Genomic DNA, 238 nt, shown 5'->3' on the forward strand with positions numbered 1-238 from the left:
GTCCAAGGAAGAAACGATACAGTTTATTACAGTGATTCCCTGGAGCATAATAAGCATCTTTTCTATTTATTACGAGCTCCCATACAATTTCAATCATCCGTAATGAATGAGGACCTCGGTCTGTAATATCACCAACGAATGCAAGCCTTCGTTTTGCGTTATGAATTGGGATACCACTATCCCAGCTATACCCTAGTTTCGTTGTTAAATCTTGAAACTCTTGGAAGCATCCGTGAAT

General features: G+C 39.5%; 1 protein-coding gene. It reads right to left on the reverse strand.

Going from position 1 to position 238, the window contains the following annotated elements:
• Positions 1–238, reverse strand: a 238-nt coding sequence (locus tag JDS81_RS30050) for a metallophosphoesterase (RefSeq protein WP_199688708.1), incomplete at both ends; no start/stop codon positions are given.

The sequence above is a fragment of the Bacillus cereus group sp. N31 genome (assembly GCF_016483245.1).
Lineage (GTDB): Bacteria > Bacillota > Bacilli > Bacillales > Bacillaceae_G > Bacillus_A > Bacillus_A toyonensis.